25 protein-coding genes and 1 tRNA gene are annotated in these 23,579 nt (G+C 55.0%); 16 read left to right on the top strand and 10 right to left on the bottom strand.

What is annotated here, in order from left to right; genetic code table 11:
• Positions 1 to 20 precede the first annotated feature (20 nt).
• Together QQM41_RS01995 and QQM41_RS01990 are read left to right on the top strand one after the other, a co-directional pair.
• The gene (locus QQM41_RS01995) at positions 21 to 2,108 is read left to right on the top strand and encodes a lysylphosphatidylglycerol synthase domain-containing protein (RefSeq protein WP_128105080.1); all 2,088 of its coding nucleotides are present in this window, start codon (positions 21 to 23) and stop codon (positions 2,106 to 2,108) included.
• A 57-nt stretch (positions 2,109 to 2,165) separates the two neighbouring features.
• Positions 2,166 to 2,903 (top strand): MarC family protein, encoded by a 738-nt coding sequence (locus QQM41_RS01990; protein ID WP_339077571.1) that lies wholly within the window; start codon positions 2,166 to 2,168, stop codon positions 2,901 to 2,903.
• A 14-nt stretch (positions 2,904 to 2,917) separates the two neighbouring features.
• Here QQM41_RS01990 and QQM41_RS01985 read toward each other — a convergent pair whose 3' ends face one another.
• Both QQM41_RS01985 and tsaD read right to left on the bottom strand, forming a co-directional pair.
• Positions 2,918 to 3,739, bottom strand: coding sequence for a 23S rRNA (adenine(2030)-N(6))-methyltransferase RlmJ (locus tag QQM41_RS01985; protein ID WP_339077570.1), 822 nt, complete (start codon positions 3,737 to 3,739; stop codon positions 2,918 to 2,920).
• Positions 3,736 to 4,842, bottom strand: coding sequence for a tRNA (adenosine(37)-N6)-threonylcarbamoyltransferase complex transferase subunit TsaD (gene tsaD / locus QQM41_RS01980; RefSeq protein ID WP_339077569.1), 1,107 nt, complete (start codon positions 4,840 to 4,842; stop codon positions 3,736 to 3,738). Before tsaD ends, QQM41_RS01985 begins: the two co-directional genes overlap by 4 nt.
• A 145-nt stretch (positions 4,843 to 4,987) precedes the next feature.
• Between tsaD and hemC the strand changes: the two genes are divergently transcribed.
• Positions 4,988 to 6,061, top strand: a complete 1,074-nt coding sequence (hemC, locus tag QQM41_RS01975; protein WP_128105083.1) for a hydroxymethylbilane synthase — start codon at positions 4,988 to 4,990, stop codon at positions 6,059 to 6,061.
• Between the two features lie 9 nt (positions 6,062 to 6,070).
• Positions 6,071 to 6,799 carry a uroporphyrinogen-III synthase gene (locus QQM41_RS01970; RefSeq protein WP_339077568.1) on the top strand — a complete coding sequence of 243 codons (729 nt, stop codon included), beginning with the start codon at positions 6,071 to 6,073 and terminating at the stop codon, positions 6,797 to 6,799.
• A gap of 61 nt (positions 6,800 to 6,860) precedes the next feature.
• Here the strand turns inward: QQM41_RS01970 and secB are convergent, their stop codons facing one another.
• Together secB and QQM41_RS01960 are read right to left on the bottom strand one after the other, a co-directional pair.
• A complete protein-coding gene (gene secB / locus QQM41_RS01965) occupies positions 6,861 to 7,358 on the bottom strand; it encodes a protein-export chaperone SecB (RefSeq protein ID WP_003628317.1) in 498 nt (165 codons plus the stop codon).
• Between the two features lie 126 nt (positions 7,359 to 7,484).
• Complete coding sequence (locus tag QQM41_RS01960) at positions 7,485 to 8,117, bottom strand: histidine phosphatase family protein (RefSeq protein ID WP_080986767.1); 633 nt, start codon at positions 8,115 to 8,117, stop codon at positions 7,485 to 7,487.
• A 46-nt stretch (positions 8,118 to 8,163) separates the two neighbouring features.
• On the opposite strand from QQM41_RS01960, the gene QQM41_RS01955 reads away from it, so the two are divergent.
• From QQM41_RS01955 to QQM41_RS01940, 4 genes are all read left to right on the top strand, one after another.
• The gene (locus QQM41_RS01955; protein WP_339077567.1) at positions 8,164 to 8,844 is read left to right on the top strand and encodes a Tim44/TimA family putative adaptor protein; all 681 of its coding nucleotides are present in this window, start codon (positions 8,164 to 8,166) and stop codon (positions 8,842 to 8,844) included.
• Positions 8,841 to 9,698 (top strand): site-specific DNA-methyltransferase, encoded by an 858-nt coding sequence (locus QQM41_RS01950; RefSeq protein ID WP_128105085.1) that lies wholly within the window; start codon positions 8,841 to 8,843, stop codon positions 9,696 to 9,698. The genes QQM41_RS01955 and QQM41_RS01950 overlap by 4 nt, the downstream gene beginning before the upstream one ends.
• 134 nt (positions 9,699 to 9,832) lie before the next feature.
• Entirely contained in the window at positions 9,833 to 11,260 is a 1,428-nt protein-coding gene (locus QQM41_RS01945; protein ID WP_339077566.1) for a cytochrome-c peroxidase, read from the top strand.
• A gap of 135 nt (positions 11,261 to 11,395) precedes the next feature.
• Positions 11,396 to 12,028: a Smr/MutS family protein gene (locus tag QQM41_RS01940; protein ID WP_339077565.1), complete on the top strand. Its 633-nt coding sequence runs from the start codon at positions 11,396 to 11,398 to the stop codon at positions 12,026 to 12,028.
• Here QQM41_RS01940 and QQM41_RS01935 read toward each other — a convergent pair.
• The gene (locus tag QQM41_RS01935; RefSeq protein ID WP_339077564.1) at positions 12,008 to 13,219 is read right to left on the bottom strand and encodes a hypothetical protein; all 1,212 of its coding nucleotides are present in this window, start codon (positions 13,217 to 13,219) and stop codon (positions 12,008 to 12,010) included. The genes QQM41_RS01940 and QQM41_RS01935 overlap by 21 nt on opposite strands.
• A gap of 10 nt (positions 13,220 to 13,229) precedes the next feature.
• Positions 13,230 to 14,144, bottom strand: coding sequence for an oxygen-dependent coproporphyrinogen oxidase (gene hemF / locus QQM41_RS01930; RefSeq protein ID WP_339077563.1), 915 nt, complete (start codon positions 14,142 to 14,144; stop codon positions 13,230 to 13,232).
• A 179-nt stretch (positions 14,145 to 14,323) separates the two neighbouring features.
• Here hemF and QQM41_RS01925 point away from each other — a divergent pair, with 179 nt between their 5' ends.
• The 5 genes from QQM41_RS01925 (at position 14,324) to QQM41_RS01905 (ending at position 18,570) form a co-directional block, all read left to right on the top strand.
• Positions 14,324 to 15,508: a cytochrome b N-terminal domain-containing protein gene (locus tag QQM41_RS01925; RefSeq protein WP_339077562.1), complete on the top strand. Its 1,185-nt coding sequence runs from the start codon at positions 14,324 to 14,326 to the stop codon at positions 15,506 to 15,508.
• Positions 15,505 to 16,296 carry a cytochrome c1 gene (locus QQM41_RS01920; RefSeq protein ID WP_339077561.1) on the top strand — a complete coding sequence of 264 codons (792 nt, stop codon included), beginning with the start codon at positions 15,505 to 15,507 and terminating at the stop codon, positions 16,294 to 16,296. The genes QQM41_RS01925 and QQM41_RS01920 overlap by 4 nt, the downstream gene beginning before the upstream one ends.
• Entirely contained in the window at positions 16,283 to 17,167 is an 885-nt protein-coding gene (locus QQM41_RS01915) for an S-methyl-5'-thioadenosine phosphorylase (protein WP_003628301.1), read from the top strand. Before QQM41_RS01920 ends, QQM41_RS01915 begins: the two co-directional genes overlap by 14 nt.
• A gap of 104 nt (positions 17,168 to 17,271) precedes the next feature.
• The gene (locus QQM41_RS01910) at positions 17,272 to 17,793 is read left to right on the top strand and encodes a DUF4232 domain-containing protein (protein ID WP_339077560.1); all 522 of its coding nucleotides are present in this window, start codon (positions 17,272 to 17,274) and stop codon (positions 17,791 to 17,793) included.
• A 141-nt stretch (positions 17,794 to 17,934) separates the two neighbouring features.
• Positions 17,935 to 18,570, top strand: coding sequence for a LysE family translocator (locus QQM41_RS01905; protein WP_004449023.1), 636 nt, complete (start codon positions 17,935 to 17,937; stop codon positions 18,568 to 18,570).
• Positions 18,571 to 18,581: 11 nt separating this feature from the next.
• Here the strand turns inward: QQM41_RS01905 and QQM41_RS01900 are convergent, their stop codons facing one another.
• The 3 genes from QQM41_RS01900 to QQM41_RS01890 form a co-directional block, all read right to left on the bottom strand.
• Positions 18,582 to 18,935, bottom strand: a complete 354-nt coding sequence (locus tag QQM41_RS01900; protein ID WP_128105091.1) for a hypothetical protein — start codon at positions 18,933 to 18,935, stop codon at positions 18,582 to 18,584.
• Between the two features lie 243 nt (positions 18,936 to 19,178).
• Complete coding sequence (gene nfsB / locus QQM41_RS01895) at positions 19,179 to 19,829, bottom strand: oxygen-insensitive NAD(P)H nitroreductase (protein ID WP_339077559.1); 651 nt, start codon at positions 19,827 to 19,829, stop codon at positions 19,179 to 19,181.
• 116 nt (positions 19,830 to 19,945) lie between these two features.
• The gene (locus tag QQM41_RS01890) at positions 19,946 to 20,845 is read right to left on the bottom strand and encodes a delta(1)-pyrroline-2-carboxylate reductase family protein (protein WP_339077558.1); all 900 of its coding nucleotides are present in this window, start codon (positions 20,843 to 20,845) and stop codon (positions 19,946 to 19,948) included.
• A 121-nt stretch (positions 20,846 to 20,966) separates the two neighbouring features.
• On the opposite strand from QQM41_RS01890, the gene QQM41_RS01885 reads away from it, so the two are divergent.
• Positions 20,967 to 21,721 (top strand): IS5 family transposase gene (locus tag QQM41_RS01885; protein WP_088365012.1). Its coding sequence is split into 2 segments (ribosomal slippage): positions 20,967 to 21,297 and positions 21,297 to 21,721, totalling 756 coding nucleotides; the frame shifts between segments, so codons are not numbered across the junction.
• Positions 21,722 to 21,762: 41 nt separating this feature from the next.
• A complete protein-coding gene (locus QQM41_RS01880; RefSeq protein ID WP_339077557.1) occupies positions 21,763 to 22,191 on the top strand; it encodes a hypothetical protein in 429 nt (142 codons plus the stop codon).
• A 262-nt stretch (positions 22,192 to 22,453) separates the two neighbouring features.
• On the opposite strand, the gene QQM41_RS01875 is transcribed toward QQM41_RS01880, so the two are convergent.
• A tRNA-Tyr gene (locus tag QQM41_RS01875) sits at positions 22,454 to 22,539 on the bottom strand.
• Between the two features lie 185 nt (positions 22,540 to 22,724).
• Between QQM41_RS01875 and panB the strand changes: the two genes are divergently transcribed.
• Positions 22,725 to 23,543, top strand: coding sequence for a 3-methyl-2-oxobutanoate hydroxymethyltransferase (panB, locus tag QQM41_RS01870; RefSeq protein ID WP_012812736.1), 819 nt, complete (start codon positions 22,725 to 22,727; stop codon positions 23,541 to 23,543).
• The last annotated feature ends 36 nt before the right edge of the window (positions 23,544 to 23,579 follow it).

Here is a 23,579-nt window from a genome sequence, read left to right as displayed (position 1 = left end):
AACATAGCGCCGCAAGTTACATGACGCAGACCCCACCCCCACCAGCTCCCCCTTCTTCGCTTCCGGGCGGAGGGGGATGGAAAAAGTGGCTCAAGCATCTGCCGCATATTCTTGGCCTGCTGCTTATGGTGGCGGCCATTGTGGTGGTGCAGCATGAACTGCGGCATCTGCGTATTTCAGATATCCGCCACGCCATGGAGGCCATTCCGGCCCGACAGATGTGGATGGCGGTTGGCTGCACGCTGCTGTCTTACTTTATCTTGTCCTTTTATGATCGGCTGGCCGTCATTCAGGTGGGGTATAGTAAACTGCCTTTTCGGCGGGCGGCTTTTGCGGCGTTCTGTTCCTACGTGCTTTCGCACAATCTGGGCTTTTCTGCCGTGTCTGGCGCGGCGGTGCGGTATCGGCTTTACCGCAATTGGGGCGTTAATTCCTTTGCCATAGCCCAGATTATTGCCTTCTGCTCTGCCACCTATCTGTTGGGTGCTGCGGTGCTGATAGGTGCGGTGCTGATCTGGGAACCCACGGTGCTGCCGGGCATTGGCCACCGTGTGCCCGCATCTGTGCTGGCGGTTATTGGCGCGCTGATGTGGTGCGGTGTGGCCGCTTACATCGGGCTGGCGTTTAAGGTGCGGGAATTCCGCTTCCGCAAATGGGTGGTGGAACTGCCATCCCCTCGTATGGCCATTATGCAAACACTGGTGGCCACGGCAGAGGTTGCGGCCACGGCCAGCATTGCTTTTGTGCTGCTTCCCCCCAGTGCCGGGGTGGATTTTGGATCTTTTCTGGCCATTTACATTGCGTCTTACACAGCCGGGCTGGTGGCCAGTGTGCCGGGTGGTCTGGGTGTGTTTGATGGGGCCATGCTGCTGGCTTTAGGCCCCTATATGCCAGCACCACAGATTTTGGGCATGGTGCTGATTTTCCGGCTTTTCTATTACATTATTCCGCTGTTTCTGGCGGGGATCATGTTTGCCGGGCACGAGCTGTTTTTGCGCGGTGATGCCGCTCTGGCAGAAAAGAAAAACCGCAAAATACAAAACAACCCGGATGCCGCCGCGGCTCCGGCGCCCGCGCAACGCAGGCCCAGCCAGGTTGTGCGGGAAAGTGAGGCCGCTTTTTCTGTGGCCGTGGCAACGGGCACGGTTTCACTTTGCGGGGTTATGCTGATCTGTCTGGTGATGCTGGACCCCGTGCCCAAATTTGCCATGGTGCCAGAAAGCCTGCTGACAATGGCCCGTGTGGGCGGCAACTATGTGCTTTCCCTTATGGGTGTGGTGCTTATCAGCTTGGCTATTGGGCTTTCCCAGCGGGTTACGCTGGCATGGCGTGGCGCGCTGTATCTGCTGCTTACCGCAACTGTGCTGACGTTTTTGCGCGGTAATACGTTTTTTGTGCCGGTTATGCTGGGGCTTTCTGCGCTGTTTATTGCGCCGTTCCGCTCCTGCTATTACCGGCACGCGCGGCTTTTGAGCGAACCTCTTTCTACCGGTACCCTGCTTTCCTTGCTGCTGCTGTTTGGCTGTGTAATCGCGCTGGCCACCCGGCATGATACGTCTGGTAGTTGGTGGCAGATGATGCTGGCGACACATGCGCGGGGTTCCGTACGCTGGACAATCGCGCTTTCTGTGGGCTTGGCGCTGTTTGTTGTGGCGCGGCTGATGTGGCCGGGCCGTATTGCCGTGCGGGAGTGGGATGAAGATGCCTACACCCATTATAAAAATCTGGATCACGCCCTGCCAGATATTCAGGCATTTCAGCCTCAGGGGTATGTGACGGGGGAAGCGGGAGAGGCTATTTTGCCGCTTTACCGGCGAGATGCCTATCTGGTGGCATTGGGGGATCCGGCAGGGGAAGAAACAGACAGTATTTCTGCTATCTGGAAATTTCGGGATCTGGCCTTGCAGGAAAGGCTAAAACCCGTGTTTTGGCAGGTGGGGAATGACTTCCTGCGTATTTACGATGATATTGGGCTGAGTGTATGGGCACTTAATGATGGCAGTGGATTTAATTTCTGCTATCCAGCGGACGATATTGCGCAGGCATCACGCTTTGTTAAAACGTACAAGGGTGGTGCGGGCAATTTGGTGCCATCAGATTTTTCGTGATGAAACGGTGTTTCCTCGGGTAGAGGGCGGATGCCTCGGACAGAACGGTGAGGGGTTATGTCAGCTCATTTTCCCGCAATGCTGTTAACAGCAACAGCATTTACATCTTCCATTTCCTCGTTTCTGCTGGCGTTTCCTGCGCTGTTTTCCATTGTAAACCCGTTTGGGGCTGCGCTTATTTTTGCGCAGGCAACAGCAGGCCGCTCGCAAACTGAAATTATGGCACTGGCGCGGCTGGTGTCTTTTTACTCCCTTTGCCTCATCATGGCCTCGCTTTGGCTGGGCAGTATGGTGCTGGCGTTTTTCGGTATCACCGTAAATGCGTTGCGCGTTGCAGGTGGGCTGGTTGTGGCTGTGCGTGCGTGGGATCTGCTGCAAAGCCCGGAAACGGTTGAAGCACAAAAGGAAAAGCAGGCTCTGCAAGGTGGTCGTACGGTTATGGCCCCTAACTGGGCCGATGCCGCGTTTTTCCCGCTTGCCATGCCGTTTACGGTGGGGCCGGGCACAATTGCCGTGGCCATTGCCCTTGGTTCTGGCTGCCCGGCAGATGAACCTTTCTGGGCGTACACCATTGGCACCACGCTGGCTGGTGTGTGTGTTGTGGCTATTGTATGGGCCGCTTATTCTGGCGCGGATAAGCTGGTGTCCATGCTGGGTGTGACGGGCACGCGTATTGTCAGCCGTATGGCAGCATTGGTGCTGTTGTGCATTGGCGTGCAGATTTTGGCCGCAGGCGAGCAGGGGTTTGCCACAGATATGTGGCGGCACCTGCTTGCCATAAAACTACACGCATAACGCCAGTAAGGGCGTTATTCCGCTACAAGCTGGGTGATGCAGCTTTCATGCGCGCCCAGCACGTGTTGCAGTCGTTCAAGCTGTGCGCCTGCTTTTTCTGCAAAGCCAAAGGGCGGGCGGATAACAAGCAAACCCGCGCCGTTAAGTTGATCCGGATTGTGTGGTGGGCGCATGAGCAGTTCTGCTACGCAGATATTGCGGATACCGGTGCCCATGAGCGTTTCATGAAAAATCCGAACTGGCGTGCGGTGCTTGATGGGATACCAAATAGCAATAATTGCATTGGCAAAGCGGGCCTGAATGGTTTGCACCGCTTGTGCGAGCCGGCCGAATTCTCCCGGTTCTTCAAATGGTGGATCAATCAAAATCAGCCCGCGCTTGGCGGTTTTGGGGGGTAACAGGGCGCGCAGGGCCTCGTAAGCATCGCGCTCATGCACCGTGACATTGGGGGTGTTGGTAAAGAGCCGGTAGAGGCTGCGTTTATCTTCTGGGTGCTTTTCGCAGCAGATTAACGAATCCTGCGCCCGCAGCATTTGCGCAATAATGAGCGGAGAACCGGGGTAATACTCCGGTCCGCCCGCTTTTTTTACCTGCTCCAGCCAATCTGCCAGCGGGCTGGCGGCATCCTCATTCCATAGTTTGCCAATGCCATCTCGCCATTCCTGCGTTTTTTCGGCTTCTGGGCTGTGCAGATCATACCGGCCAATACCGGCATGCGTGTCCAGCACCATAAAAGGCGCGGGTTTGCGCAAAAAACTTTGCAGCAGGGTAACCAGCAGGGCGTGTTTCATGCAGTCGGCAAAATTGCCGGCGTGGTAGGCGTGGCGATAGTTCATGCGGAGGGTGTTTCTGCTTCAAAACGGCTGGCCATATCTTCCAGTGGCCAGCGCGGGCGAGGGCGTAGGGCGTTGTCGTTTATGGGGGGCAGATTGCACTCTGCGGCTTTCTGCCATGTTTCCAAGGCTGCCCACCCCACCATAACGGCGTTATCTGTGCACAGGCGCAAAGGCGGGGCTGCAAAGCGCAGGCCACGTTGTGCTGCTGTTTTTTCTAACGCGGCGCGCAAAACCGTATTTGCGGCCACGCCACCGGCAGCTACCAGAAGTTTGGCTTCGGGCATCATATCCAGTGCGTGTTCAATACGGTTGGTCACCACATCAGCCACAGCCTGCTGGAAGGAAGCAGCCAGATCTGCCGCAAACTGGCGGGGCAGGGGGGCTTTGCCAAAAGGTACAAGCTTTTGGGAGATAGCGGTTTTCAGGCCGGAAAATGAAAAATCGCAGCCTTCACGCCGCCAGAGTGGGCGGGGCAGGGAAATGGCCTTGGGGTTGCCCTCACGCGCCAGTTTTTCCAGCTCTGGCCCACCGGGCCAGCCAAGGCCCAGCATTTTGGCAACCTTATCAAAGGCTTCACCGGCTGCATCATCAATCGTGCCGCCCAGTTTGCGGTAATGGCCTACGCCTTCTACGGCAATGCACTGGCAATGGCCGCCAGAAACCAGCAGCAGCAGGTAGGGGAAGGGCGCGCCATCGGGCACAATGCCGGGCAGACGGGCTGTGAGGGCATGGGCCTCTACGTGGTTGACCGCTACAAACGGAATGCCCAGCGCCAATGCCAGCCCCTTGGCAAAGCCACTGCCCACAATCAGCCCGCCAATAAGCCCCGGCCCGGTGCTGGCGGCAATGAAAGACAGAGTCGCCGGGGCGATGTTGGCATCCTGCAAAGTGGCCTTAACCAGATTCGGCAACAGGGCCAAATGGGCGCGGGCGGCAATTTCGGGCACCACGCCGCCAAAATCTGCATGCCCGTCCTGAGAAATAACACGCTGCGCCAGCACGGTGCCATTGGGGGCCAAAATGGCGCATGCGGTTTCATCGCAAGAAGATTCAATGGCCAGTATTGGGCCATCTGGCCTGCGGTTTTGTGCGGTTTCGTTCATGGACGCATCATGCAAAACGGCGTATCCTTACGGCAACGCAATAGATGGACGGGGGCGGAATGTTTTTTCGGTCGCGCAAGTTTTTCAGACCAGCCGGGCATCATCACTTCTTGTCCTTTCTCTACTCCCGGTAATAGACACTCTTATGGATTCAGCCTACCCTTCCTCATCCGCCCCTTCTCCTGCGTTGCAGGAACTTGCGGCGGAAGCGGCGGCCCGCCAGAAAAAGGCAAGTGGCCATTCTGGGCGCCGCACCCTGCCTTTGCGTGTTGGCACGCGGGGTTCGCCCCTCGCGCTGGTGCAGACGCGCGCCTTCCTTACCACACTGACACGCTTCTGCCCCGTTTTGCGGGATATGGGCGCGTTTCAGGAACACCAGATTAACACCACGGGTGATCAGGTGCAAAATCGGCGTTTGGCCGAAATTGGTGGTAAAGGCCTGTTTGCAAAGGAAATTCATGAAGCCCTGGCCGATGGGCGGATTGATTTTGCCGTGCACAGCCTCAAGGATCTGGAAACCACGCTGCCCCCCGGCCTTGTGCTGGCCTGCACGCTTAAGCGGGAAGATGCGCGTGATGCCCTGATCCTCAGCCCCGGCCTTGCGCAGTCCGACCCGGATGATCCGTATTCCGCCCTGCCAGAAGGTGCGCTTATTGGCTGCGCATCCGTACGCCGGCAGGCGCAGATGCTCCATGTGCGCCCAGACCTGCAATTTGGTCTGCTGCGCGGCAACGTGCAAACCCGACTCGATAAACTCGCGGCCCATCAGTGTCAGGCCACGCTGTTGGCTCTTGCCGGGCTTAAGCGCCTTGGCATGGCAGAGCGCGCCAGCATTGTGCTGGACCCCACAGTTATGGTGCCAGCCGCAGGGCAGGGCATTGTGGGCGTAACCGTGCGCGAAGATGATATTGAACTGCGCGAACTTCTCTCTGCGATTGAAGATTATGAGGCCCGTGCCGTTGCCACGGCAGAGCGATCTTTGTTGGCAGAGCTGGATGGTTCGTGCCGCACGCCTATTGGTGGCTACGCGCAGCTTATTCCCATCGTGGCGGGGGAAGACCCCAAACTGCACCTTACGGGCCTTGTTGCGCGTGAAGATGGGTCTTTCCTGTTAAAGCGCAGCATCACGGGCCTGCCGGAAGATGCTGCAAGACTGGGTAAGGAACTGGGTGAAAGCCTGCGTAAAGACAGCCCGTCTGATATTTTTGAGGAAAACTGAGGTAAGGCCATGCATCCGCGCGGCGTGATTATCACGCGCCCGGAACCGGGGCTGAGTGAAACAATGGCAGCCGTTACAGATGCAGGCTGGCTGCCATTGGCCTCACCTGCATTGGTTGTGCAGCGATATACGTTGCGCTTACCGAAAAAATTACCCGCAGCCATACTCCTTACCAGTGGGCAGGCTGTTTCTGCTGTGGTGGCAGCGGCACAGCAGGCCAAGGCACTGGATATACCGGTTTACGCGGTAGGGGATCGCACAGCCCAACGGGCGCGAGATGCCGGGTTTACGCATGTTAAAAGTGCGGATGGTGATGCCCGTGCGCTTGTTGCGCTTTTGCAAACCCACCAACAGCCAGAATGCGGCAGCCTGTTGCTATGCTCTGGGGCAGAGCAAGGCGTAGAGCTTGCGGCTTGGTGTAGGCAGGCGGGGTTTAAAGTTGTGCGCCGGGTTGTTTATGCAGCCAAACCAATCCAGCACATAAACGTACAAACGTGCACAGCCATTCAGGCCGCCAAGGTGGCGGTGGTTCTGTTTTTTTCAGCAGAGAGTGCGGCTGGTTGGTTGGCAGCTTTGCCAAAGGCAGAGCAGAATGCGTTAGCCGCGCAAGCAAGAGCAGTGGTGATATCTGGCCGTGTGGCCGGTGTGCTGCGTGCGGCCGGTTGGCAAAATGTGCGCATTGCAGACCATGTATCCGCCGCAGCGGTTATGGATGCTTTGGGGGCATATCCCGCATAAAAAACCTCCGCACCCGTAAGTGCGAAGGCTTTTTGTAAACCTTACAACAAGGGCAACGCGATTATGCGTGGCCTGCTGCTTCGGGGAATTCTGCGCGGCGTGCCTGCCACAGAGCCACAAAGTCGATCGGCTGCAGCACGATGGGCGGGAAGCCACCATCACGCGTGACATCGCTGATGATGTTACGTGCGTAGGGGAAGATCAGACGCGGCACTTCAACCAGCAGGATCGGTTCGATCAGTTCCTGCGGCGGGTTGGTCAGGGTTACCACAGCGGCGTAAACCAGTTCAGTCAGGAACACGGTGCGGCCAGCGGGGCCACCTTCCTTTTCCGGGGCTTCCTTGGCTTCTGCCTTAATGGACAGAACAACCTCGTAAACCATCTGGTCATCCTGCAGGCGGTTGGCCTGCACATCAATGTTCACGCCAATCTGGGGCTGGCTGCGCAGGGTGGCAAAAATTTCTGCACCAACCGGCACTTCAAACGACAGATCGCGGGTGTACTGCAGGTTAACGGCAAGCGGCAGTGCGGGTGGGGCACTCTGTTCTGTTTCAGACATCGGTTCTGCTTTCGTCAGCTTCAACTTTGGATACCCTTCGCGGTAGCATGCCCGCAGGCATCCGCCAACCGCAAGCGGCACGTTTGGCAGGGTATCTGGGCTGTGCGCACGCCTTTTTATGCGTGCTCAGGGTGAAAAATGCTGCCAGTCTCCATTTTCAAAACTCTCTCCGGTCAGGCTCAGCAAAAACCACCAGTGAGAAACCACAAGCGTTTCAGATGCTCTGGCATCCTGCGCCATGATCTGGCGGAACTGTTGTGCCCGGTTTTCCAGGCTTGCACTGCTTTCTGGCAGTGCAGACCACCAGTGTTCATCTATGTGGGCAAAATCCAGATGCGGCCATGCAGATGCCAGAACAGAGGCTGGTGTACCTTTATCGCATGAATACATGCCGCGTTCGCGCACAAGCGGCATAATTTGCGGGGTAATGCCCAAACGTTGCGCCAAAGGTGTGGCGGTTTGCAGCGCACGTGTGAACGGAGAAACCAGTATGCGCCGGATTCCCCTATCTGCCAGCTTCAGGGCCAGTTCCTGCGCGTGGGCCTTGCCCTCAGCAGAAAGATGCGGGTCTTCCAACCCGGGGTCTCCCCCATGAAGGTTGTAATGGCGGTTGAATTCGCTTTCGCAGTGTCGCAGGATGATCATGATACCCGCAAGGTAGGAAGCATAATGCCCCTTTAGCAAGAGGGCAGGTGATTGTATCCCCCCATGCGCGTGACTATGTGATAAGTAACACGCGATTCTCCGGTTCTGTTTCATGTGCTGTGGCAGAACAGGCGCAAGGTTTTTGGTGGACGTAAGACAGATGGATTTTTCTCTCGGCCATTTCCCGGTCGATCTGGTGCTTCTGGCTCTGGTTGCAGCATTTCTGGTGCTGCGGTTGCGTAGCGTGCTGGGCAAGCGCGTGGGTATTCAGCCGGTACAGGTCAAGCTTCAGGTTCGGCCGGATGCAGCGCCCAGAGTTGTGGAAGGCAAGCCAGAGCAGCCTGAAACCGCGGCGGAATTTGATATTCCTGCTCCGGGCACGCGCGTGGGCACATTGCTGGCAGATATCCGGCAGAAAGATCCTTCCTTCACACCCCAGCAGTTTTTGAACGGTGCACAAATTGCATTCGCGCAGGTGGTGGGTGCCTATGCGCAAGGCAATGTGGATGTGCTGAAAACGTATCTGACCCCCGCAGTGCTTTCTGCGTTTGAGGCCGGTATTACAGCCCGCACCAATGCGGAAGAAACACAGCGCACAGATGTAAAAGCCATTCGGTCTCTGGCCATTGAGGATGTGCGCATTGCCCCTATGGAAGCTGGCACGGCAGCAGCCATTGATGTGCGCATTGTTTCTGATCAGATCAGCCTTGTGCTGAACAAGGAAGGTCAGCCGGTAACAGGCACGGATGCCGTTACCGAGTTTTCTGATCTGTGGACTTTTGAGCGCCTGCTGGATGTGAACGGCAGCACATGGCGCCTTGCGGCGGCGCGTAGTGCGTGAAAGCTGCCAAAGGTAACGGGGCATCCCGCGCCAACACCACATCCACCAAACCACCTCGCGCCCGCCGTTATAAAATTGGGCAGCAGGAAATTGTGATGGGTGACTGCCTGCGTGCGCTCAAGCGCGTGCCGGCGGAATCTGTGGATGTGGTTGTTACGTCCCCCCCTTATAATATCGGCCTGTCCTACCGCAGTTATCCAGACAGGCGGGAGGAAGAGGATTATCTGGACTGGATGCTGGAGGTTGCGCAGCAGTTGCAGCGTATCCTCAAGGATGATGGTTCATTCTTCCTGAATATTTCCGGCTCATCCGCACAGCCTTGGCTGCCGTTTGAACTGGCGGTGCGGCTGCGTGATCTGTTTGTGCTGCAAAACCATATTTCGTGGGTGAAATCCATTTCTGTGGGGGAAGACAGCTTCGGGCACTTCAAACCCATGAACAGCCAGCGGTTTTTGCACCGCGGGCACGAGCATGTTTTCCACTTCACGCTGCATGGAGATGTGCGGCTTGATCGGCTGCGCGCCGGAGTGCCGTATAAGGATAAATCCAACATCGCCCGCCGTGGCCACAGGCAGGATAGGCGCTGCCGGGGTGATACGTGGTTTATTCCGTATGAAACCGTACGGGGCCGGGCAGAAAAGTTCGATCATCCCGGCACATTTCCCGTAGCGCTGCCTGAACAGTGCATTCTGCTGCATGGGCGTGAAGGTGCGCGCGTGCTTGACCCATTTATGGGCACGGGCACCACGCTGCTGGCTGCCCAAAGGCTTGGCTGTTACGGGTTGGGGATGGAGCTGGACCCCGAATACGTGGCTATTGCCCGCGCACGTTTGAAAGATGATCTGGCGTCCTGAACGCCTGATCATCGAAAATTTCAATTATTAAAATAAAAACAATCGTTTGGACATATTGATATGTATCAAACACAATGCAGGTAACAGCGCATAAAAGCTATTCAATCAAGGCGTAGAAATCAGGAGACCGGGTTTTGAAACGATTAATCGTGTCAGCAGTGGGTGCAGCTCTGCTGGCTTATGGTGGAACAGTCGCTTACCTGCAGCATTTTGACCATATTACAGCACCAGAATTACCAGCATCTTCCCCCACGCTGAAAGATCCTGTGGCACTGGCAGCCTTTAATGCCCTGCGTGAGGCACGGTGTGATTACTGCCATGCCGAACAGCGTGATCTGCCGTTTTACTTCCGCGTGCCGGTTGCCAAAACGCTTATGGAAAAAGACCGCGCCAACGGGCTGCGTCATTTCCGTGTAGAGCCGGTGCTGGATGCGTTTGAACAGGGCACAGTTCCTACGGAAGAGCAGCTTTCCCGCATTGAGGAAGTGATTACGCAAAACCGTATGCCGCCAAACCTGTATCTGATGATGCACTGGCACGCCCATCTGTCTAATGCAGAGCGCGAAGCCGTGTTGAAATGGGTGCAGGATACGCGCCGCAAAAACTACAACAACACCGGTGCTGCAGAGCAGTTTGCTGCAGAGCCTATTCGCCCTGTGCCAGAAAGCGTGGAAGCAGACCCGGCCAAATGGACACTGGGGCGCAAGCTGTTCTTTGATAAGAGCCTGTCGGGCGATAACACGCTTAACTGCGCAAGCTGCCACGGGCTGGATACCGGCGGGGTGGATAATCTGGTTACAGCCACCGGCATTGGTGGGCAGAAAGGTCCCATCAACACGCCTACAGTGTATGATGCCTACTTCAAGATGGCACAGTTCTGGAACGCCCGCGCCACTACGCTGGCAGAGCAGGCCGCTGGCCCTGTGATGAACCCGGTGGAAATGGGTTCTCATAACTGGGAGGAAGTGGCCAACAAGCTGAATGCCAACCCGGAATACGCACCGCTGTTTCAGGCTGCATTTGGCCCAGATGCCCAGGTTGATGAAAAAACCATCACCACGGCTATTGGCGAGTTTGAAAAAACGCTGGTCACGCCCAATGGCGCTTTTGATGAATACCTCAAAGGCAAGCCGGATGCCATTAGTGAGCAGGCCAAACGCGGGTATGAACGCTTTAAGGCCATTGGCTGCTCTGGTTGCCATACCGGCATTGGTGTGGGTGGACGCGGCATGGAAATCATGGGTCTTGAAGGTGATTACTTCAAGGACCGTGGTGGCAAGCTGACGGATGCTGATCAAGGCCGTTACGCCGTAACGCATGAACCGAGTGACATGAACCGCTTTGTGGTGCCCAACCTGCGTAATATTGAGCTAACAGGCCCATACTTCCATGATGGCAGCGTAAAAACGCTGGATGAGGCTGTGCGCAAAATGGCTCGTTACCAAACCCCGGATCAGAACATCTCTGATCAGGATGTGGCGGACATTGTGGCCTTCCTGAAAACGCTGACAGGGCGTTACGATGGCAAGCTGCTGACCAACAGCAATCCGGCTGCCAAATAGTAAATCTGGTGTAAGAAAAGCAGCCTTCCAAATGGGGGCTGCTTTTTTCTTTTCTTGAAAGATGGCCCGCAGGCAGGTGATAACCAAGCCTGACGGGCCATTTCTGGTTTTAGGGCATGAAACGTAGAGGGTGATGTGAACAGGCGTCGGCGGCATTTGCAGGAGGGGGAAAAGGCGCTATGGGCGCTGGTTGTGCGGGATGTTGCCCCCCTGCATGTGGCCGAACTTGTGCCACCCGCTGCGCAGAATGAGCCAGAGCCACAGGCTATTCCACGCGCGCAGGCCAAGGCTGGCAAAAAATCTCAGGCCTGTGGGCTTATGGCGTCTTCATCTGGTGGTGAAAGCGGTGTGGCCGCGGCTAATTACGGCTTTACAGCCCCGCGTGCCCCTGCTGCGGGGCTGCGCGTGCAACAGGCACCGCGCCCGGTAGAAACCATAGGCAAACGCCAGCCCGGTGTGGATGATTACAGTTGGCGGCGCTTTACCCAAGGCACCTTTAAGGTAGAGCGGCGGTTGGATCTGCACGGCATGGTGGCGCAGGAAGCCTTCCATCGGTTGATGGAGTTTATGGATGTGGCCACCCATAGGGGCCTGCGCTGTGTGGAAATTATTACCGGCCTGGGCACGGGGCAGGAAGGCGGTATTTTACGCCGCGAATTGCCCCATTGGCTGGAAAGGCCAGAAATCCGCCGCCGTATTCTGGGGCTTACGTACCCTCATGCAGGTAACAGAGGGTCTGTTCGCGTATTACTGCGCAGGCGGCGTTGAAAGCAGGGCCGGAGGTGTGGCATCCCGCCAGCGGGGCAGGCTTTGGGCAAACCAGCGGCGCAGTGCCATTAGCACATGCGGTTCGGGCATAAGCGTTTCATAAAACGGAGTGCCTGCCGTGCCCGCCAGAATGGTTTGGTTTTCTGCCGCAGCAGCCTGTTGAATGGCCGGACGGTTTGCACATACTTCAGCCGCATGGCGCCAGCGGGCAATGCTATCGGGTTGGGTAAGGGCAGGCAGCACAAGCCCGGCGCGTAAGCTACACGCTGCGGCAATGGCGCCCCAAGCCGGTAGCAGAAACGCAGGTTGAGAATATTTGTGTTCCTGTTGCAGCACAGCCAACAGATCGGGCGGCAGATTGGGCTGATGAATCTGCATATCCGGCCGGGCATTATTAACAAACAGGGGGGCAAAACCCGCAGCCTGTAATGTGGCAATACGGCTTGGGTAGCTGGCATCCAAAGGCAGTTGGATCACATCGGTCTGGCCTGCCTGCAAAGTGGCCATTGCGGCCTCTGGCGTGGCATGTCCGGCCACCGGCTGCGGGCGCAGGCCCAGCATATCCAATGCCAGAACGGTGGTGAGCTCCGGCCCCGTCAGTTTGGAAACGGCCACACGTGTAAGCTGCCCGGTTAAACGTGCACGAAAAGATTGATGCAGGCTTACGCGGCCAACCGCAACGCTGGGCTGTGCCACCAAAAACACAGGGGCCCAGCGCCGGTAGTCAAAATGAATACGCGGCCCACCCAGCATGGCAGAAAGAATAGCCGTGCCGGGTATTATCAACCCAACAGGGCCGGGGGCTGATTGTTGCTGGGTATCAAACAGATTGGCCCCGGTTATGCCATCCCACCCGGTTGTGGGGGTAAGCTGCAAAGGAGGGCTAAGGTGCAGTTCTTCTTCCAGCGCGGGGGCTAGCAGGCTGGCCCAGCGCCCACATTCGGAAGAAGACGTGCCACCAATAATAAGTGCAGATCCACCATCAGCACTGCTGGGGAGAGGATCCTCAGCGCGTGCTGTGCGTGCGCCCGCTACAACAGCAGCGGCACCCAGCAGAGTGCTTAGGAATACACGACGCGAAAGCTGCCGTTCAGGCATCACAAAAAGCCGGGGCTGATCAGCGTGGGGCAAGCGCGGGAGATCCTCTTTCTGTTTCTGCCTCATATTAAGCGCATATGTGGGCAGAATCACGACAGTTTTATTACGGCCATTTTACTTCTGGCGGCATGCTCATCAGAATGGCTTCAGTATGGCCACCGGTTTTTAGACCAAACAGCGTGCCTCTGTCGTGTAGCAGATTGAATTCCACATATCGGCCACGGCGGATAAGCTGGGCTTCGCGCTGTTCTGGTGTCCAGGGTTCCATCATGCGGCCGCGGATGATTTCGGGGAATGCATTCAGAAAAGCCAGGCCAACATCCTTGGTAAAGGCAAAGTCTTCCTGCACATTGCCACTGTTCAGCCGATCATAAAAAATACCGCCCAGGCCGCGGGGTTCGTTACGGTGGGGCAGGTAGAAATACTTGTCACACCATGCCTTGAAGCGCGGATAATATTCCGGGTCATGCGCATTACAGGCCTGCGCAAAGGCGGCATGAAAGCGCGCGGCATCATCCTGCGCTTCTACACTTTCGGGGAACATGGGGGTAATATCCCCACCGCCGCCAAACCAGCCTTTAGTGGTAATAATCATGCGGGTGTTAAAATGCGCGGCAGGCACAAGCGGGCTGCACATATGCGCAACCAAGCTAATACCCGTGGCAAAAAAATGGGGGTCTTCTGCTGCACCGGGAATGGTGGCGGCAAATTCCGGTGTAAAAGTGCCCTGCACGGTGGAAACGTTTACGCCCACTTTTTCAAAAACACGGCCATGCATTACGCTCATTACACCGCCGCCGCCGGGGCTGCCATCTTCGTTCAGGCGGTTCCAGCTTTTGCGCTCAAAACGGCCTGCGGCTTCGTGGCCGGGCAGAACAGGGCTGTTCTGTTTTACAGCGTCATCCTCAATGGCTTCAAAAGCGGCGCAAATTTTGTCACGCAGGCTTTCAAACCATTGGCGGGCTGGTTCCCTAAGGGCTTGGTGGGCAGAAACATCAGCGGTGTCGGTGGGCGTCATTGAACTGTCTTTTCCTCATCGTCCTTGCCTGAAGCTGCCATCTGCTTACAGGCTTTCAAGGGGTGCGCTTTTAGGCGCATCATTGCAAGATGAACCCGAACATCGTTAAACCAACAGCAGCTCTGCGCAGGGCAGGAGCATGCACCCTATAAAGTGGCGTAAGGGGAGAAAAGGGCAAGATGGCAGCAACACCGGCCCGCCATACGGAGCAGGCAGAAAAGGAAGCACATTCCTTTCTACAGCAGGCGGGTGCGTATGCACGGCATTATGGCCACCTGCCTTTGCCCGCAGACCTGAACTGGTGGTGGACCATTGGCGCCATGCTGGTGGCTGTTCTGGTGCTCATGCTGTTATCGGGGTTAACGCTTACATTGGCTTACACCCCCGATGCCTCGCTTGCGTTCGGGTCAGTCGAGGCTATTGAGCGGCGTATGCCCTCTGGCTGGCTGCTGCGTGCCATGCATATGACAGGGGCCTCGTTTTTTATGGCGGCCCTATATGTGCATTTATTGCGCGGGTTGTATTACCGCACCTATCTGCCCCCACGGCGCGGCGTATGGTTAAGCGGTTGTGGCTTGCTGGTGTTGGTGATGGTTACAGCCTTTGCAGGCTATGTGCTGCCTTGGGGGCAAATGTCTTACTGGGGCGCAGATGTGGCCGCCAAGGCTGTAGGGGCTGTGCCATTTGTGGGGCAGGGGCTGGAACAGGTTTTTCTGGGTGGTGAAAGCCCGGGCACACCCACGCTGCACCGTATGCTCACCCTGCATTTTCTGCTGGCGTTTGTGATTATCGGGCTGGTGTTGGTGCATGTTGCTGTTGTGCATGCAAAGGGCAGTTCCAGCCCTTCTGTACAACCCGAAACACGCCGCAAATATCTGCCCTTTTACCCGTATTTTACCACGCGGGATATTCTGGCCGTATTGATTATGGCCTTGGGTTTTGTAGCCGTAATGTGCTTCTGGCCGGGGCTGATAACAGAGCCAGCCAATTATCGCCCAGCCAACCCGTTGCACACACCAGCTGATATTGAACCCGAATGGTATTTTCTGCCGTTTTACGGAATGTTGCAGGTTGTGCCTTCCAAATTCTGGGGGCTGCTTGTTTCTGGCGGTGCAGTGGCCGTGTTGTTTGCTGTGCCGTGGCTGGATAAAGGCAGGCGTACAGCAAATGGTGGCTTGGCACGGCTGGCAGATGCCGGGGCGCTTCTGGCCTGCGTAGGGGCTGCTGTTACAGCGGCAGCAGCAGGTGTGCATCATGCTCAGGGTGGATGGCTTGTGGCTGGGCAGGCTGCCTGTTTGATTTATTACCTGTATTTTCTGGTTTTTCTGCCCTTGCGCACCCGTTTTGAGGGGAAAGGGGCATGACCGTGCAGAAAACTCGCCCCACACTTTGGCGATGTGCCGGAGGAATGCTGCTTTTGGGCACTCTGGTGCTGGGGCCAGATATTGTGCGGCCCGCACAAGCACAGCCTGTTAAAGCGCCAGAGCAGAACTGGTCTTTCAAAGGGCCGTTGGGGCATTTTGATCTGTCCTCTGTGCAGCGTGGATATGCTGTGTTTGCGGGAATATGTGCCTCCTGCCACAGCTTGTCGGAAGTGCGTTTTTCAGATCTCACAGATATGGGCTTAACGCTGGAAGAAGTGGGAGCTGTTGCCGCTACATGGCAGGTAGCAGATGGGCTGGATGCTGAAGGGCGGCTGAAGCACCGCAACGCCCGGCCAGATGATGCACTTTCTTCTTCCTATTCCGGGCCGGAGGCTGCGCGTGCGGCCAATGGGGGTGTGGTGCCGCCCGACCTTTCGCGCATTGTGCAGGTTTACCCCGGCGGAGCAGACAGACTTTTTGCGTTGCTCACCGGTTATAAGCCCGATGCAGCACGCGTGCCGGGTAAAGGGTTTGCCAATTCCTTTGCTATTGGCCATTACACCGCCATGCCGCCGCCTTTGCGCGAGGGCGCTGTAAAATATGCAGATAACACCCCCGCAACTGTTACGCAGGAAGCGCGGGATGTTACCACTTTTCTTGCGTGGGTTTCTGCACCGCATCAGGATACCCGCCGCCGTGTTGGCATAGGTGCAGGTTTGTATCTGTGCTTTCTTGCCGTGTTGTTTGTGATTTTAAACCGGAGACTCTGGTCGCATGTCAGAAAATGAAACTGTGGAACCCGTTATTGGCCTGATAGGCGGGTCTGGCCTGTATGATATTGACGGGTTGGAAGAAAAGGAATGGCGCACGGTAGAAACGCCTTGGGGCCTGCCTTCTGACCAGCTTCTTTTCGGGCGGCTGGATGGCGTGCGCTGCGTGTTTCTGCCGCGCCACGGCCGTGGGCACCCCATTCCGCCTTCACGCCTGAACTATCGGGCCAATATTGCCGCCATGAAGATTTCTGGCGTAACAGACATTGTCTCGCTTTCTGCTGTGGGGTCTTTGAAAGAAGAGCTGCCACCGGGGCATTTTGTGGTGATCGATCAATTTATTGATCGCACCATTGCACGCACAAAAAGCTTTTTTGATACAGGCTGTGTGGCGCATATTTCCATGGCAGACCCACTGTGCAACCGCGTGGGCGATGTGCTGAAGGCACAGGCAGACAAGCTGGGTATTACCGCTGTGCGCGGCGGCACCTATCTGGTTATGGAAGGCCCGCAGTTTTCAACCCGTGCAGAAAGCGAGCTGTACCGGAGCTGGGGTTGCTCCGTTATTGGTATGACCAACATGCCAGAAGCCAGCTTGGCGCGTGAAGCTGAAATCTGTTACGCCACAGTGGCTATGGTGACAGATTATGATTGCTGGCACACGGAGCATGACAACGTTACCGTAGATAGCGTTGTAAAAACCATGCAGGCGAACTCAGCCAATGCCAAAGCGCTGATTAAGGCTGTTATTCCTGCTTTGGGTGGCAAGCGCCATAGCTGTAGCGCAGGCTGCGACCATGCGTTGGAACACGCTATTATGACGGCACCTTCTGTGCGTGACCCGGAACTGGTAGCAAAGCTGAAAAGCATTGCAGGCCGCGTTCTGTAAATAATGTAAAAACAAGGTATGGGGCATTGGTTTTGAGTGCTTCATACCTTGGGTTTTTAAGGGGTTAGTAAAACCGGCCTTAAAAACAGAAAGAAATACAATACATGATAAAACCAGCCTGCACGCCTACCTCTTTGCTTATCATGTGCCTGCTTGTGGGTGGTGTGCATGCAGCGCAGGCGCATCGGGTTATAAAATCTTGCAAACCGGCTGATTTATCTGTGCATTTTGAGAGCGGGCAGGGTGCTTTTGATGGCATGTCCCATAGCGGGGCGTGGGTTGTTCTTTCTAACCGCAGCGCCACGCGCTGTGCTGTGCCTGCATTGCCAGTTGTGCAGCTTGAAGATGCACAGGATCATGTTCTGGCAATAGGCAAACCAGCGCCACTTTCCTCCAACCAGCAGCCGGGCCAGAAAATACTCAAGCCCCATGCACTGTGGCGGGCCAGCATGTATTGGGTTTCTGGCAATGTGTATGATGGGGGGCAATGTGTTTCCCCCAACCGTGCTGTATTGACGTTTCCTTTGGGTGATGTGGGCGTTAATTTTCCTGCACGCACTTTATGCGGGCCAGCCCAAACTCCGCTTACGTTTGAGCAAGGGCCATTACAGCTGGCACCACGTTAACAACACAAGCGTGTTAAAAACCAAATGCTGTGCGTATTGCAGTGGCATCAAAAGTGTACTGTTTTTTATTACAGCCTGTTCACCTTTTCCGTTTTCTCCTTTAGGACGCTTTCAAACCTTTAACCGGAGAGCCGGATAGTTATGCCGCATGTTTTCCTTCCTGTGCTGGCGTTTGCTGCTGCATGGGGTGTTCTTGTTTTAACACCGGGCACAGAAACAGCCCTTATTATCCGGCTGAGCATCAGTGTAGGGCGCACAACCGCTATTGGTGCGGTGTTGGGCATTGCTGCGGGCTTAACTCTGTGGGGCATTGGCACGGCATTTGGGCTAAGCGCGCTTATTGCGGCTTCTCACACATTGTATCTGGTGCTGGAATGGGCCTGCGCTGGCTATCTGCTCTCTCTGGCGTTTCGGTTGGCGGTTAATGTTCTGCGCTCCACACCAGAGACGGAAACAGATTCCGAAAATCAGGCCCCCAAGGCATTTTGGTCGGGCTTTCAGCGTGGGATGTTCACCACAATTCTAAACCCCCTTGTTGGGGTGTTTGATCTTACAGCCTTTCCGCAATTTATTCCCCCTGAAGTAAATGCCGTAACATATGCGCTGCTGTTAACCGTAGTGCAGGCCACATTAACACTAACGTGGTATTTTACGTTGGCCTTTACAGCACTTTTCTTTAGCCGCTTTCTTGCAAACCCGGTTGTTATTCGTGTTCTGGATGGGTTAACGGCTTTGGTTTTTGTTATCTTTGCCATTCGGCTTGTTATAAGCGGCTGATGAGGTTTTTTTTAGGAAAACTTTCGGAATCTCTTCATGTTTTTTTGAAATCGGGATTCCTTGGTTTTCTGCTGCATGGCAATTAAATGCCGGAACGCAAAAGACATAAGAGCACACCCAATAACAAACCCTATAAGGGTGAACATAACCAAGGCAGAAGTGCTGTAAACAGCCCATGATCTGGTATCGGGCAGGGCATCCCATACCGGTTTTAGCCAGCTTACACTGTGCGGATCATGCACCGGTATATTTGCGCGCAGCATGGCATCTTTAATAATCACCATTAAGGTTATGGGTAATGAAAGTGCCATTAAAAATGCACCAGATGCCCATATTAGAATGTATCTTCGTTCCTCTGTGCACATTTCTTGTTTTCCCCTTACATGTTCTTCAGATCATGCAATTGTGCATAAGTAACGCCGCAACTCTGCTTGAAGTTGCGTGCTACGAAGGGGAAGGAAGTTTCGGGCTTCTGTTACAAAGGCGTATTTTGTGAGTATCTACTGGAAAATACTTAAAAAGTTTCTGTTTACGGTGCGATTAATCTGAAAAACTAAAATAAATTACGGCGGATGGCCTGCATGTAGCAGACCCTTCCGCCGTGTTTTTTAGATATGCGTGAACAGGCTTTTTTCTGGCAAACGAGACTTGGGCAGTTTGGCGTTGAAATCTGCATCGGAATGATAGCCGAGTGAGACAATAACAGCCGGAGCAAGCCCTTTTTCTTTCAGGCCCAGTTCCTTATCCAGAATGGCAGCATCAAAACCTTCCATGGGTGTTGCATCCACTCCAAGAAGTGCGGCTGAAAGCAGCAGAAAACCTTGTGCAATATATGTCTGCTTTTGCGCCCAGGTTGCCACATCGCCCATTTGCTCATGCAGCCCCACAAAACCATTCCGCCCTTTGGTAATGGATATTTTTGTGGCTTCATCTGCAAAGCGGCCGTCTTTCTGTTCCTGTTCAGTAATGTCTTGCAGATATGCAGGTGGCAGGCTGGTGCGTGAGCTCAGCACGATAACATGCGAGGCATCCATAACGCGCGGCGCATTAAAGGCAAACGGGCCGCTTGTGGCCTTGGCAATGCGGGCTTTGCCTTTATCATTATCAGCAACAAAAAAGTGCCATGGCTGAGAGTTTACGGAAGATGGGCTGTAGCGCAGGGCTTCTTGTAACTGGGCAAAAATATCTGCCGGAATTTTGCGGGTTTTATCGTAAGCTTTGGTGGTGTGCCGGTGGGTAAGAGTTTCAAGAAGCGTCACGGCTGTTCTCCTCAGCTTTATGCAATGGGGTATTTGTAAGCGTAACTTCGTGGCCTCAAAAGGTCACGCCGCTTTCGTTAATGGATGCTATGCCGAAACATATGAAGCAGAGCTGGTCATGATAACATGGTGTGCGCCACACGGCATGCAGCCAGATCCCAAACGGCACATCCTACGGATTTAAAGAATATGGGATGTGTGAAATCTGGTGGCGTATCCAGCGCTTCTGCCAGAGCGTGCACGTTGTTCCAGTTTATTCCTGCTTGCAGAATATCCCCGGCTTCTGTTGGAGCGCCAATCGGGTCATCCACATAAAGCTGGCTGGCGCGTACAATCTGTGGCGCAATTTCTGCCATATCGGGGCGGTAAGCGCCTACGCCAATAACAAGGCAATGCGGGTCGGCTTTGCCATCATAAATGGGCGTAGTGCTGGCTGTGGTGGTGATAACAACATTAAACGGTGTTTCTTTGGGGGCTTCCGGGCGTAGCGTCAGAAGGGATGTTGCATGCCGCTTGCAAAAATGTTCCGCCCGTTCTGGGGTGCGGCCACGAATTGCAACCTCAATGCCCGGATGCAAGGCAGAGAGCGCCTCTACATGGGCAAGAGCTTGCGTGCCTGTGCCAATAATCAACACCCGATTTACAGGGCCAGAAGCAAACGTACGAATACCCAGCATGCTCATGGCTGATGTGCGGCGCATTGTTACGGTGGGGCCATCCAGATTGAAAAGAAAGCGCCCATTATGTGCATCAGCGCATGTAATCATGCCCTGTATGGTGGGCAGGTTCTGCACGGCATTTTTGCCAAAAATTGTGAGTATTTTTGTGGCAATTAAATCTTCCGCCACGGTTGGCATGCACATAAGCGTGCCGTTGCCATCTTGCGTGGGAACAACAGTGCGCGGCGGGCATGTAATGGCCCCATGTGCGTAATCACGCACCGTACGGGCCAGCATGTTTACCAATGCAGGAAATGGTAAAAGTGCCTGCGTTTCTGGCGCACTGTAATATTTCATGTAAGGCGTGTTCCATAGTTTACGGCGTGTCGTCAGTTAAGCCCTGAGTGTGGCACGTGAGGGTTGTAGTTTGTGTCTGCGTGTGCTGACTGTTTTCCCGTTTTTTGGAGGAGACAGAGAGATGCGGCGCTATAGTTTACGCGATGACCAGTGGGAGCGGATAAAGGATCTTCTTCCCGGTCGAGAAGGCTATGTCGGCGGCACTGCGGCGGACAACCGTCTGTTCGTGGAGGCGGTGCTGTATCGCTATCGCGCGGGCATTCCATGGCGCGACCTTCCTGCCCGTTTCGGGGACTGGAAAAACGTGCACCGGCGTCTGCGCCGCTGGTGTGAAAGCGGCGTCATCGAACGGATATTTCGTTATCTGGCCGCTGATCACGACAACGAATACATGATGATCGACAGCACAATTGTCCGGGCGCATCAGCATAGTGCAGGAGCTCTCAAAAAAGGGGTACGGATCAGGCCATCGGACGATCACGAGGCGGGTTGACTACAAAGATCCATGCCATCTGCGACGCTCTGGGCAATCCGGTGGAACTCGGCATCACACCGGGACAGGATGCCGATATCACCCAGGCGGAACCGCTTCTGGAAAACATCGACCCGGAGGCTTTCCTTGCTGACAAGGCGTATGACGCGGACAGGTTGATCGATCGGCTGATACAGCGCGGGATTACCCCGGTCATCCCGCCAAAACGCAGCAGAACGACACGACGGAAAACCGATTTTTCTCTCTACCGCGAACGGAACCTTGTTGAGAGGTTCTTCAATAAACTCAAGCAGTTTCGCGCTATCGCAACCCGCTACGATAAACTGAAATCGACCTTCCTCGCAGCCGTGCAGTTCGCCTCAATCATCATCCTGCTTAACTGACGACACGCTGTAGGGATAGCGATCCATTCCAAGTCAGCTTCTTGATCAAGGAAATAGAAAGTCTGGGGGTGCATATTGTTCTTGCTAATGGGCAGCCAGTCATACGAGGTGACCGATCCATAATTTCTCCCGATTTACTGGCGAGCCTCAAAGAAAATAGGACACTCATTATTGAGCATCTGAAAGAACAGGCTGCTCATGGTGTGGAGAGAATGGAGGGCATAGAGCAAGAACGATCTGGCATCCGCAGAGATATGGAGACAGGCAAGCTGCATGTATTTGGGCACCCCAGTTCCCAATGGTTAATGTCGCAAGGCTGGGAATGGGATAAGCATCGCCGTAGGTTTATGGCTCCCTACCCATTCGACAGGGAAGACCCGCATCCAAGTTGCATGATTGGAGGCGGTCCCAAATTAACTGATGATTACCCGGAACTGATGTTTGAGCCGCGGAACGAGCAAGCGGCGTAGGTCTTACGCAGGAAAGCTAGACAGGGACTTCCATCATGGAGGTCCCTTTTTTGTATGGGGTGTGGTTACACAAACGCAGCATTACGGACTTCATTCTATAGGTGTCCGCATTTATTTAATAATTATATATCTCTCATGCAAAAAGATAAGATACTGATTTTGTGAGTGTTTATGTTGATTGTTTTAAGAGGGGGAGTAAGAGGGGTAACGCTCAATAAGCGGCCGCTATCTTTTTGTTTCTATTGAATATTTTCAAGGAAAATGGTGGAGGGAGTTGGATTCGAACCAACGTAGGCGTACGCCAGCGGATTTACAGTCCGCCCCCTTTAGCCACTCGGGCATCCCTCCGATTTGTTGAGCCGTGATCTAAAGGGTTGGAGAAGTGTTGTCAATGCTTTGAAGGATATTCTTTTTCTTTTTGTGGTTTTGCTCTGCTTCGGGCCATAGCAGGGCTGGACAGCCGAAGGGGATAGAGGAAAGCTGCCCCCACTTTTTGATCCACGATCCTGAACTGAAACAAGGAGAGAATACGCGTGAGCAGACATCAAACAGTCAAGCGGCACACACCGCGATCTTTGGCGGCGCTGGATGCTCCTATCGTGTCTCTTACCGCTTATACGGCCCCCATGGCCCGCTTGCTGGATGCGCATTGTGATCTGCTGCTGGTGGGGGATTCTGTGGGCATGGTGGTGTACGGCATGGAGTCTACCTTGGCCGTTACACCGGAAATGATGATAGCGCATGGTCAGGCTGTTGTGCGTGGCAGCCAGCGGGCCTGTGTGGCAGTGGATATGCCTTTTGGCAGTTATCAGGAAAGCCCGCAGCAGGCGTTCCGGGTGGCGGCGCAGATTATGGCGCAAACCGGTGCCGGATGCGTAAAGCTGGAAGGCGGGCAGGAAATGGCCGAGACCATTCAGTTTTTGGTGCAGCGCGGTATTCCGGTTGTGGGGCATATCGGGCTGAAACCGCAGGCCGTGCATGCGCATGGTGGTTTCCGCACCGTTGGCCGTGGGGATGAAGCCGAACAGATTTTGGCGGACGCGCGTGCCGTGCAAAATGCAGGTGCGTGGGCGGTGGTGATTGAAAGCACAATGGAGCCACTTTCCCGCAAGATTAGCGAGATATTGCATATCCCCACCATTGGCATTGGGGCTTCTCCCGCATGTGGCGGGCAGGTGTTGGTCACTGAAGATATGCTGGGGTTGTTCCCGGATTTCACACCCAGGTTTGTGAGAAAATTTGCTGATCTGGGCAAGGAAGTTGAGCAGGCAGCCGCTGCATACGCGCAGGCCGTGCGCAACCGCAGCTTTCCCGGCCCGGCGGAATGTGTGGGAATGCCAGAGAAAAAATAAGTTTCCCGCCTTGTTCCGGGCATCTGAGGCAGCGCC

The organism is Acetobacter sp. AC2005 (genome assembly GCF_037901235.1).
In the GTDB taxonomy this organism is placed as follows: domain Bacteria; phylum Pseudomonadota; class Alphaproteobacteria; order Acetobacterales; family Acetobacteraceae; genus Acetobacter; species Acetobacter oryzoeni.
This window is presented reverse-complemented; position numbering and strand designations above follow the sequence as displayed.